This window comes from Streptococcus sp. 3705 (assembly GCF_013277145.1).
Classification (GTDB): Bacteria; Bacillota; Bacilli; order Lactobacillales; family Streptococcaceae; genus Streptococcus.
Window position 1 is genome coordinate 104,184 of sequence record NZ_VMMJ01000013.1, and the last position, 11,394, is coordinate 115,577.

13 protein-coding genes are annotated in these 11,394 nt (G+C 40.2%); 12 read left to right on the forward strand and 1 reads right to left on the reverse strand.

Features of this window, described 5'->3' with window-relative positions; all coding sequences use genetic code 11:
• Positions 1 to 40 precede the first annotated feature (40 nt).
• From HT714_RS04390 to HT714_RS04425, 9 genes are all read left to right on the forward strand, one after another.
• A complete protein-coding gene (locus HT714_RS04390; protein ID WP_162278974.1) occupies positions 41 to 907 on the forward strand; it encodes a sugar ABC transporter permease in 867 nt (288 codons plus the stop codon).
• A 15-nt stretch (positions 908 to 922) separates the two neighbouring features.
• A complete protein-coding gene (locus HT714_RS04395; RefSeq protein WP_001192006.1) occupies positions 923 to 1,762 on the forward strand; it encodes a carbohydrate ABC transporter permease in 840 nt (279 codons plus the stop codon).
• A 227-nt stretch (positions 1,763 to 1,989) separates the two neighbouring features.
• Complete coding sequence (locus tag HT714_RS04400; protein WP_173225697.1) at positions 1,990 to 2,442, forward strand: YhcH/YjgK/YiaL family protein; 453 nt, start codon at positions 1,990 to 1,992, stop codon at positions 2,440 to 2,442.
• A gap of 282 nt (positions 2,443 to 2,724) precedes the next feature.
• The gene (locus HT714_RS09645) at positions 2,725 to 2,919 is read left to right on the forward strand and encodes a hypothetical protein (RefSeq protein ID WP_025169385.1); all 195 of its coding nucleotides are present in this window, start codon (positions 2,725 to 2,727) and stop codon (positions 2,917 to 2,919) included.
• 82 nt (positions 2,920 to 3,001) lie between these two features.
• A complete protein-coding gene (locus HT714_RS04405) occupies positions 3,002 to 3,646 on the forward strand; it encodes a YesL family protein (protein WP_173225702.1) in 645 nt (214 codons plus the stop codon).
• A gap of 173 nt (positions 3,647 to 3,819) precedes the next feature.
• Positions 3,820 to 4,737 carry a dihydrodipicolinate synthase family protein gene (locus tag HT714_RS04410; RefSeq protein ID WP_173225706.1) on the forward strand — a complete coding sequence of 306 codons (918 nt, stop codon included), beginning with the start codon at positions 3,820 to 3,822 and terminating at the stop codon, positions 4,735 to 4,737.
• Positions 4,738 to 4,754: 17 nt separating this feature from the next.
• Positions 4,755 to 5,639: an ROK family protein gene (locus HT714_RS04415; RefSeq protein WP_173225709.1), complete on the forward strand. Its 885-nt coding sequence runs from the start codon at positions 4,755 to 4,757 to the stop codon at positions 5,637 to 5,639.
• Positions 5,640 to 5,735: 96 nt separating this feature from the next.
• Entirely contained in the window at positions 5,736 to 6,023 is a 288-nt protein-coding gene (locus tag HT714_RS04420; RefSeq protein WP_173225712.1) for a hypothetical protein, read from the forward strand.
• Positions 6,013 to 6,363, forward strand: coding sequence for a type II toxin-antitoxin system mRNA interferase toxin, RelE/StbE family (locus tag HT714_RS04425; protein WP_173225715.1), 351 nt, complete (start codon positions 6,013 to 6,015; stop codon positions 6,361 to 6,363). The genes HT714_RS04420 and HT714_RS04425 overlap by 11 nt, the downstream gene beginning before the upstream one ends.
• A gap of 61 nt (positions 6,364 to 6,424) precedes the next feature.
• Here the strand turns inward: HT714_RS04425 and HT714_RS04430 are convergent, their stop codons facing one another.
• Positions 6,425 to 7,276: a MurR/RpiR family transcriptional regulator gene (locus HT714_RS04430; protein WP_173225719.1), complete on the reverse strand. Its 852-nt coding sequence runs from the start codon at positions 7,274 to 7,276 to the stop codon at positions 6,425 to 6,427.
• A 193-nt stretch (positions 7,277 to 7,469) separates the two neighbouring features.
• Between HT714_RS04430 and pbp2b the strand changes: the two genes are divergently transcribed.
• The 3 genes from pbp2b (at position 7,470) to HT714_RS04445 (ending at position 11,353) form a co-directional block, all read left to right on the forward strand.
• Positions 7,470 to 9,527, forward strand: a complete 2,058-nt coding sequence (gene pbp2b, locus HT714_RS04435; RefSeq protein WP_173225722.1) for a penicillin-binding protein 2B — start codon at positions 7,470 to 7,472, stop codon at positions 9,525 to 9,527.
• Positions 9,528 to 9,537: 10 nt separating this feature from the next.
• On the forward strand, positions 9,538 to 10,134 hold the full coding sequence (gene recR, locus HT714_RS04440) for a recombination mediator RecR (protein WP_000966754.1): 597 nt from the start codon (positions 9,538 to 9,540) through the stop codon (positions 10,132 to 10,134).
• A 175-nt stretch (positions 10,135 to 10,309) separates the two neighbouring features.
• Positions 10,310 to 11,353 (forward strand): D-alanine--D-alanine ligase, encoded by a 1,044-nt coding sequence (locus HT714_RS04445; protein WP_173225726.1) that lies wholly within the window; start codon positions 10,310 to 10,312, stop codon positions 11,351 to 11,353.
• Positions 11,354 to 11,394: the final 41 nt, after the last annotated feature.

Sequence of the window (11,394 nt, forward strand, 5' to 3'; positions counted from 1 at the left end):
TGAAAGAGAGGTGCCTACTGTGAAAGTCAATAAAATCCGTATGAGGGAAACAGTGATTTCCTATGCTTTCCTAGCACCAGTGTTGTTCTTCTTTATTATCTTTGTTTTAGTACCAATGATTATGGGCTTCATCACAAGTTTCTTTAACTACTCTATGACTAGTTTTGAATTTGTGGGCTTAGATAACTATGTCCGTATGTTTAAAGATCCTGTCTTTACAAAATCTCTGATTAACACAGTTATTTTGGTTGTTGGCTCTGTACCGATTGTTGTTCTCTTCTCGCTCTTTGTAGCGTCACAGACCTATCATCAAAATGCTATTGCCAGATCTTTCTACCGTTTCGTTTTCTTCCTTCCTGTTGTAACAGGTAGTGTTGCTGTAACGGTTGTATGGAAATGGATTTATGATCCGCTATCAGGTATCTTAAACTTTGTTTTGAAATCTAGTCATATCATCACTCAAAATATTTCATGGCTGGGCGACAAGCACTGGGCATTGCTGGCGATTATGATTATCCTCTTGACAACGTCTGTTGGTCAACCGATTATCCTTTATATCGCCGCTATGGGGAATATTGACAATTCATTGGTTGAAGCAGCTCGTGTTGATGGTGCAACTGAATTTCAAGTTTTCTGGAAGATTAAATGGCCAAGCCTTCTTCCAACAACTCTTTATATCGCAATCATCACGACAATCAACTCCTTCCAAGTTTTCGCCTTGATTCAATTGTTGACATCTGGTGGGCCAAACTACTCTACAAGTACCTTGATGTACTACCTGTACGAAAAAGCCTTCCAATTGACAGAATATGGTTATGCAAATACAATTGGTGTCTTCTTGGCAGTCATGATTGCGATCGTAAGTTTTGTTCAATTTAAGGCGCTCGGAAACGACGTAGAATACTAAAGAAAGGAGACAGCTATGCAATCTACAGAAAAAAAACCATTAACAGCCTTTACTGTTATTTCAACAATCATTTTGCTCTTGTTGACTGTGCTGTTCATCTTTCCATTCTACTGGATTTTGACAGGGGCATTCAAGTCACAGCCTGATACCATTATGATTCCGCCACAATGGTTCCCTAAAATGCCAACCATGGAAAACTTCCAACAACTTATGGTGCAGAACCCTGCCTTGCAATGGATGTGGAACTCAGTATTTATCTCATTGGTAACCATGTTCTTAGTTTGTGCAACCTCATCTCTAGCAGGTTATGTATTGGCTAAAAAACGTTTCTATGGTCAACGCATTCTCTTCGCTATCTTCATCGCTGCTATGGCGCTTCCAAAACAAGTTGTCCTTGTACCATTGGTACGTATCGTCAACTTCATGGGAATTCATGACACTCTTTGGGCAGTTATTTTGCCTTTGATTGGATGGCCATTTGGTGTCTTCCTTATGAAACAATTCAGCGAAAATATCCCTACAGAGTTGCTCGAATCAGCTAAGATTGACGGTTGTGGTGAGATTCGTACCTTCTGGAGCGTAGCCTTCCCAATTGTAAAACCAGGGTTTGCGGCTCTTGCAATCTTTACCTTCATCAATACTTGGAATGACTACTTCATGCAATTGGTTATGTTGACTTCACGTAACAATTTGACTATTTCACTTGGGGTTGCGACCATGCAGGCTGAAATGGCAACCAACTATGGTTTAATTATGGCAGGAGCAGCCCTTGCTGCTGTGCCAATCGTAACAGTCTTCCTAGTCTTCCAAAAATCCTTCACACAGGGTATTACTATGGGAGCGGTCAAAGGATAATACTCTGCGAAAATCGAATGCAAACTAGGTCAGCGTCACCTTGCCATACTTAAGTATTGCCTGCGGTTAGCTTCCTAGTTTGTTCTTCAATTTTCATTGAGTATAAGAGAATATAGAGTTATAAGTGTCTACAAAATGGAGGGTATGCAGTTACTTTATGAAGTTTTGTCAGACACTTATCAACTTAAGAATGGTTTTAGTTAACTATCAGAAACGAAGGAAAGAGTATGATTTTTGACGATTTGAAAAACATCACCTTTTACAAAGGGATTCATCCTAATTTAGACAAGGCTATCGACTATCTCTACCAACATCGTAAAGATTCTTTCGAATTAGGAAAGTATGAGATTGATGGAGATAAAGTCTTTCTAGTTGTTCAGGAAAATGTCCTCAATCAAGTTGAGAATAATCAATTTGAGTATCATAAGAACTATGCAGATTTGCATTTGTTGGTAGAAGGGCATGAATATTCGAGCTACGGTTCACGTATCAAAGATGAAGCAGTAGCATTTGACGAAGCGAGTGACATTGGCTTTGTTCATTGTCATGAACACTACCCACTCTTGTTGGGTTATCACAATTTTGCGATTTTCTTCCCAGGAGAGCCACATCAACCAAATGGTTATGCAGGTATGGAAGATCAAGTTCGCAAGTATTTGTTTAAAATTTTAATTGATTAAAAATAGGATGAATTGTTTTTTGTAAAGCTTTGATAATACTCTACCATGAAATTGATCTTTGTGAGGTAGAGAAATGAGCTCTTATTGTCAGTATCTTTATTCAGAAATGCTATTGGTATAGCAGGATTGAAGTTCAGCAAAGTCTTTATGGCTGCGGCAGCAAGAGTAGGATTACTGACCAAGATTTCTGGAAGGATTTTACAAATAGCTGTGAATCTAGTTGATGTATATGGTTGTATAAACTTTTAAAATGTGAGAATGAAAGCACTTTGTATTTTTTTATTGAAAGCACTTTGTATTTTTTTATTGAATATGTTAGCTTGGACAGTGCTTGCAATGATAGTCCGTGGAGGGCTAGATGGATTTAATGAGCATACTTGGAGTACTATTTTAATTGCTTCGCTGTCCGGGATATATATAGATTATATGTCCATAGATAAAAATAGAAAAAAGTCCAAAAGAAAAAAGAAAAAATAGCTTTGTTCATGGTAGGGACTTATGAAAGCTTTACTGATAAAAAAGAAAATAGTTTACAAAGAAAAATGATGGGGGAGCAAAGATGTCACAAAAAGGAAGAAGTCTCATCAAGGCTGCATTTGATACAGATAATTTTCTAATGCGAATTAGTGAGAAGGTTTTAGATATTGTAACAGTCAATCTTCTCTTTGTAGTAACTTGTTTGCCAATCGTAACGATTGGAGTGGCTAAAATCAGCCTCTACGAGACCATGTTCGAAGTTAAGAAGAGCAGACGTGTTCCAGTTTTTAGAACCTATCTAAGAGTTTTCAGGCAAAATCTGAAACTAGGTTTTCAGTTGGGGATGTTAGAATTAGGAATTGTATTTCTAACCCTTTCAGATCTCTATCTTTTCTGGGGTCAAACAGCTTTGCCCTTCCAATTGGTTAAAGCTATTTGTCTAGGTATTCTGATTTTCCTTACCATTGTGATGTTGGCTAGCTATCCAATCGCGGCACGTTATGACCTATCTTGGAAAGAAATTCTTCAAAAAGGATTGATGTTGGCTAGTTTTAATGCTCCTTGGTTTATCTTGATGATTGCAATTATCTTTTTGATTTTGATGATTCTATATCTATCAGCTTTTACCCTTCTATTGGGAGGATCAGCTTTTATTCTCTTTGGTTTTGGACTTCTTGTTTTTTTACAAGTGGGAGTGATGGAAAAGCTATTTGCTAAGTATGAGTAAGGGGGGCAATTATTTCTGAAACTACTTTCAAACGCTCCAAACGCTATTCTATAAGCGAGAAACTAAAATCTAAGTGTCCATAAGATATTGAAAGCCTTTTCGGTAAAGTGTATACTAAAGAAGTAAAGAAAGAATCTGCTTTAGCAGAAAATAAAAATAATAGGAGAAAATCTATGTCAGATTTGAAAAAATACGAAGGTGTCATTCCAGCCTTCTACGCATGTTATGATGATCAAGGAGAAGTAAGTCCAGAGCGTACGCGTGCCTTGGTTCAATACTTCATTGATAAAGGTGTTCAAGGTCTTTATGTCAATGGTTCTTCTGGTGAATGTATCTACCAAAGCGTTGAAGACCGCAAGTTGATTTTGGAAGAAGTCATGGCAGTTGCCAAAGGTAAATTGACCATTATTGCCCATGTTGCTTGCAATAATACTAAAGATAGTATGGAACTTGCTCGCCATGCTGAAAGCTTGGGAGTAGATGCTATTGCAACGATTCCACCAATTTATTTCCGCTTGCCAGAATACTCAGTTGCTAAATACTGGAATGACATTAGTGCTGCAGCACCAAACACAGACTATGTCATCTACAACATTCCTCAATTGGCAGGGGTTGCTTTGACTCCAAGCCTTTACACAGAAATGTTGAAAAATCCTCGTGTTATCGGTGTGAAGAACTCTTCTATGCCAGTTCAAGATATCCAAACCTTTGTGAGCCTTGGTGGGGAAGACCATATCGTCTTTAACGGTCCAGATGAACAGTTCCTAGGTGGTCGCCTCATGGGTGCCAAAGCTGGTATCGGTGGTACATATGGTGCTATGCCAGAACTCTTCTTGAAACTCAACCAATTGATTGCTGACAAAGATTTGGAAACAGCGCGCGAATTGCAATATGCTATCAATGCAATCATTGGCAAATTGACTGCTGCACATGGAAATATGTACGGTGTCATCAAAGAGGTCTTGAAGCTCAATGAAGGACTGAACATTGGTTCTGTTCGTTCACCATTGACACCAGTGACTGAAGAAGATCGTCCAGTTGTAGAAGCAGCTGCAGCCTTGATTCGTGAAACCAAGGAGCGCTTCCTCTAATCCATAAGGAGGTATTTATGACACACTACGTTGCAATTGATATCGGTGGAACCAACATCAAATATGGTTTGGTTGATCAAGAGGGGCAACTTCTTGAATCGCATGAAATGCCAACAGAGGCGCATAAGGGTGGACCTCATATCTTACAAAAGACCAAAGATATCGTAGCTAGCTATTTAGAACAAGGTCCAGTAGCAGGTGTTGCTATTTCGTCTGCTGGGATGGTGGATCCTGATAAGGGTGAGATTTTCTATGCTGGACCTCAGATTCCAAATTATGCAGGAACCCAGTTCAAGAAGGAAATCGAGACTAGCTTTGCTATTCCTTGTGAAATTGAAAATGATGTCAACTGTGCAGGTCTTGCTGAAGCGGTATCTGGTTCAGGTAAGGGAGCGAGTGTCACCCTTTGCCTGACTATTGGAACAGGTATCGGTGGTTGCTTGATTATGGATGGGAAGGTTTTCCATGGATTTAGCAATTCAGCCTGTGAAGTTGGTTATATGCATATGCAGGATGGAGCGTTCCAAGATTTGGCCTCTACAACAGCTTTGGTGAAATATGTAGCAGCAGCTCATGGAGAAGAAGTTGACCAGTGGAATGGCCGACGTATCTTTAAGGAAGCCACTGAAGGAAACAAAATCTGCATGGAAGGTATTGACCGTATGGTTGACTATCTAGGAAAAGGTCTGGCAAATATTTGCTATGTGGCTAATCCAGAAGTAGTCATTCTCGGTGGTGGTATCATGGGACAAGAGGCTATCCTCAAACCCAAGATCCGCACAGCCTTGAAAGAGGCTTTGGTACCAAGCCTAGCCGAAAAAACACGATTAGAATTTGCCCATCATCAAAATACAGCAGGGATGTTGGGTGCTTACTATCATTTTAAAACAAAACAATCCTAGTTTGGCCCAGCCAAACTAGGATTTTCTAATCAAGTTCCCTTGACTTTCTTTATAATTGTGAGATAATAAATAAAATATATAAGAGAGTTATATAAAATGACTATAGCAAGTTCAAATAAAATTGTGACCTTCCAAGCTAATAGAGAATTGGTAAATGATGCCATGGAAGTGTTAAAAGAAAAAAATCTCTCTCTTTCATCGGCACTTAGATTATTTTTAAAGAATGTTGCCGTAACAAATGAAGTAGATTTACTGAGTGAAGAGGAATTAGAGAAGGAGTACTTGTTTAGACAATTACAAGCAGAAGTTCAAGAAAGTTATGCCAAGATTGAGGCTGGAAATTACTTGACAGATGAGGATGTCGTGACACGCTATGGATTATAGAAGATATAGGATTTTGTATTCTCCTAGAGTGATTGATAGTCTGGATAAAATATATCAGTATATAGCAGAGGAAATCGGTTCTGTAGAGGCTACTAGACGAAAAGTAGCCAATATTAGAAAAGATATTAATCGGCTAGAAATTTTCCCCCAAGCTGGATTTGATGCCGATGAAAAATTTGGTAAGAAATTAGATCCTCGCTACCAAACGCGAGGATTGACCTTGAGTAAGGATTACATCGTATTATATACAATTGTTGAGGATACCGTCAGACTTGCTTATTTACTCCCTTCAAAAAGTGATTACATGAAATTATTTAAGACTAAGTCAAGATACGACTGATTCATAATCTTGAAGAGGTATGTTTGGTGATGAATAAAAATCCTAGTTTGGCTCAGCCAAACTAGGATTTTCTGACGCGTTTTTGTCTACGATAGCCGTTGAGTTTCTTATTTTCCCAGTAGCTATTAAAGATTTTTTCCTTGTTTTCACGATTGATTTCCAAAAAGTAGGCATAAATCAAATCGATAAAGAAGAGCATAGGAAGTTGAGCGGATATTCGTTGGATATAGGAAGGCTGGCTGTGGGTGGCTACAAGAACAGTCTCTGTGTAGACCTGACTATCTTTATTGGGAACACTTGAAAAGAGTACCGTCTTTGCCCCCATCTCCTTAGCGTCTAATAAACTGTCTAAAATAGAGGGAGTTGTGCCAGAAAGTGAGAAACCAAGTACGAGACAATTTTCGTCCATAATACTGGTTGTCCAGGCAAAGCCGTCTTGATCGGTCAAAGCTTCGCAGACCACACCCAGACGCATGAAGCGCAATTTCATTTCACGAGCAACAAGGCCAGAACTACCTGTTCCGAAGAAGTAGACACGCTCAGCATCTTCGATTAATTGGGCAATTCGTTCTAGTTGGACTTCGTCAATCAAGTCTTGTGTTTGTTCCCGCATATTGCTATAGCTTCTGAGGACTCGTTTGGTCAGTGGACTGTGCTTGAAGACTTGGTTGGCTTGATGTTCTGCCTCATGTTGGTATTGGAAAATAAATTCTCGATAACCTGTAAAGCCACACTTTTTAGCAAAGCGGGTCAGAGCAGCCTGAGAGATATGTAATTTTTGAGTGACCTGTTGGGAGGAAAGGTCATCTTGAATGGTTTCTGCTTGTAAAAAATAGCGAGCGATTTCTTGCTCTAGGTCTGTCATTTCTTCAAAATGTGAATCAATGACAGTTGCGATATCTGGTTTGTCCATAGGGAAGGCTCCTTTAAATGAGTCGTGTTGGAAAAAGACTAGATTATTGAACTTTTACATTCATTATAACATATAATATAGGGATGGATAAATAAAAACGTATCTTACTGTAAAAACGAAAAAAAGCTTCTTTCTTTTCCATAATTTTCTGCTCAAATTGTGGTACAATTAAGAGTAAGATTTTAAGTTAGAAATGAGACTGATTTGTATGAGAAAATTTAACAGCCATTCGATTCCGATTCGGCTTAATTTATTGTTTTCAATCGTCATTTTACTCTTTATGACCATTATTGGTCGTTTGTTGTATATGCAGATTTTGAACAAGGATTTTTACGAAAAAAAGCTAGCCTCAGCTAGTCAGACCAAGGTCACAACCAGTTCTGCCCGTGGGGAAATCTATGATGCTAGTGGAAAACCTTTGGTAGAAAATACGTTAAAACAGGTTGTTTCCTTTACGCGTAGCAATAAAATGACGGCTACAGACTTAAAAGAAATAGCTAAAAAGTTACTGACTTATGTGAGCATCAGTTCGCCAAATTTGACAGAACGCCAGCTGGCTGATTACTATTTGGCTGATCCTGAAATCTATAAAAAAACAGTGGAAGCTCTCCCAAGTGAGAAACGCTTGGATTCAGATGGCAATCGCCTATCCGAATCAGAACTGTATAACAATGCGGTCGATAGTGTCCCAACAAGTCAACTAAACTATACAGAGGATGAAAAGAAAGAAATCTATCTTTTTAGTCAGTTAAATGCTGTTGGAAACTTTGCGACAGGAACCATTGCGACAGATCCTCTAAATGATTCTCAGGTGGCTGTTATTGCCTCTATTTCAAAGGAGATGCCTGGCATTAGTATTTCTACTTCTTGGGATCGAAAGATTTTGGAAACTTCCCTTTCTTCTATAGTAGGGAGTGTATCCAGTGAAAAAGCTGGTCTCCCAGCGGAAGAAGCAGAATCCTATCTTAAAAAAGGCTATTCTCTAAATGACCGTGTTGGAACCTCGTATTTGGAAAAGCAATATGAAGAGACCTTACAAGGAAAACGCTCGGTAAAAGAAATCCATCTGGATAAATATGGCAATATGGAAAGCGTGGACACAATTGAGGAAGGTAGTAAGGGAAACAATATCAAACTGACCATTGATTTGGCCTTCCAAGATAGCGTGGATGCTTTGCTGAAAAGTTATTTCAATTCCGAGCTAGGAAATGGTGGAGCCAAGTATTCTGAGGGTGTGTATGCAGTCGCCCTTAACCCCAAAACAGGTGCTGTTTTGTCTATGTCAGGACTCAAACATGACCTGAAAACGGGAGAGTTGACTCCTGATTCCTTGGGAACGGTAACCAATGTCTTTGTCCCAGGGTCAGTAGTTAAGGCCGCTACCATCAGCTCAGGTTGGGAAAATGGTGTTTTATCAGGAAACCAAACCTTAACAGATCAGCCTATTGTTTTCCAAGGTTCAGCTCCAATTTATTCTTGGTATAAATTGGCATATGGATCTTTTCCTATTACAGCTGTGGAAGCCTTGGAGTATTCATCTAATGCTTACATGGTTCAAACCGCTCTTGGAATCATGGGCCAGACCTATCAACCAAATATGTTTGTTGGAACCAGCAATTTGGAAACAGCTATGGGAAAACTTCGTGCGACCTTTGGCGAATATGGCTTGGGGGCTGCGACCGGAATTGACCTACCAGATGAATCTACTGGATTTGTTCCCAAAGAGTATAGCTTTGCTAATTACATCACCAATGCCTTTGGGCAGTTTGATAACTATACGCCCATGCAGTTGGCTCAGTATGTAGCAACTATTGCAAATGATGGTGTTCGTGTGGCTCCTCGTATTGTGGAAGGTATTTATGGAAATAATGATAAGGGAGGCCTGGGCGACTTGATTCAGCAACTGCAACCGACAGAGATGAATAAGGTCAATATATCCGACTCCGATATGAGTGTCTTGCACCAAGGTTTTTATCAGGTTGCTCATGGGACTAGTGGATTGACAACCGGTCGTGCCTTTTCAAATGGCGCAGCGGTATCCATTAGTGGAAAAACAGGTACTGCCGAAAGTTATGTTGAGGGAGGTCAAGAAGCTAACAATACCAATGCTGTGGCCTATGCACCATCAGATAATCCTCAAATCGCTGTAGCTGTTGTCTTCCCTCATAACACCAACCTTACAAATGGTGTCGGACCTTCCATTGCGCGCGATATTATCAACCTCTATAACCAACATCATCCAATGAATTAGAAAGGAACAGATGCTTTATCCAACACCTATTGCTAAGCTAATTGACAGTTATTCTAAGTTACCGGGTATCGGGATTAAGACGGCTACACGTCTGGCCTTCTATACTATTGGAATGTCTGATGACGATGTCAATGAATTTGCTAAAAATCTCCTTTCTGCTAAGAGAGAGCTGACCTACTGTTCCATCTGCGGTCGCCTGACTGATGACGATCCTTGCTCTATCTGTACCGATCCGACTCGTGACCAGACAACGATTTTAGTTCTCGAAGATAGTCGCGATGTGGCAGCCATGGAGAATATCCAAGAATACCATGGACTCTATCATGTCCTGCATGGACTCATTTCTCCCATGAATGGTATTAGTCCAGATGATATCAATCTCAAGAGTCTCATGACTCGTCTGATGGATAGTGAGGTTTCAGAAGTAATCGTAGCAACCAATGCCACAGCAGATGGGGAAGCGACTTCCATGTATCTTTCCCGCTTACTCAAGCCAGCTGGGATCAAGGTTACGCGTCTGGCACGAGGCCTTGCTGTGGGAGCAGATATCGAGTATGCGGACGAAGTCACCCTCTTACGGGCTATTGAAAATCGAACAGAGTTGTAAGTCTAGATAAATTTACGAACTCCATTCATTTATAAAAAATCAAGGAGGCTGAAAATCGTTCATATCGGCCTCTTTTTGTATAGTGTGATGAGTAGGATCAGGTTCAAGTTTTAAAAAAACAAGCAAATATGATATACTAAAGAGCGAGTATTCTAGTAGAATTAGGACAAATAATATGAAACAAACGATTATTCTTTTATATGGTGGACGGAGTGCGGAACGCGAAGTCTCTGTCCTTTCAGCGGAAAGTGTCATGCGTGCGGTTAATTACGACCGTTTCACAGTCAAGACTTTCTTCATCAGCCAGTCAGGTGACTTTATCAAAACGCAGGAATTTAGTCAGACTCCAGGTCAAGAGGACCGTCTCATGACCAATGCGACCATTGATTGGGATAAGAAAGTTGTACCAAGTGCCATCTACGAAGAAGGGGCAGTTGTCTTTCCAGTTCTTCACGGTCCGATGGGAGAAGATGGCTCTGTTCAAGGATTCTTGGAAGTTTTGAAAATGCCGTATGTCGGCTGCAATATCTTGTCATCGAGTCTTGCCATGGATAAAATCACGACCAAGCGTGTGTTAGAATCTGCTGGCATTGCCCAAGTTTCTTATGTGGCTATCGTTGAAGGGGATGATGTGACTGCTAAAATCGCTGAAGTGGAAGAAAAATTGGCTTATCCAGTCTTCACTAAGCCGTCAAACATGGGTTCTAGTGTCGGTATTTCTAAATCTGAAAATCAAGAAGAACTCCGCCAAGCTTTGGAACTTGCCTTCCGATATGACAGTCGTGTCTTGGTAGAGCAAGGGGTAAATGCCCGTGAAATCGAGGTTGGTCTACTGGGCAACTACGATGTCAAAAGCACCCTTCCAGGAGAAGTAGTCAAGGATGTTGCCTTTTATGACTACGATGCCAAGTATATTGACAACAAGATTACTATGGACATCCCAGCCAAAATCAGTGATGATGTAGTAGCTGTCATGCGCCAAAATGCAGAAACAGCTTTCCGTGCGATTGGTGGGCTCGGTCTATCTCGTTGCGATTTCTTCTATACAGATAAGGGAGAGGTTTTCCTAAACGAGCTCAATACCATGCCAGGTTTCACCCAGTGGTCAATGTATCCACTTCTTTGGGACAATATGGGAATCAGCTATCCAGACTTAATCGAGCGTTTGGTTGACCTTGCCAAGGAAAGTTTTGACAAGCGCGAAGCGCATTTGCTATAAAATGAAAGAGAGGGTAGAAGCCAGAACCATCACTGCAAGGT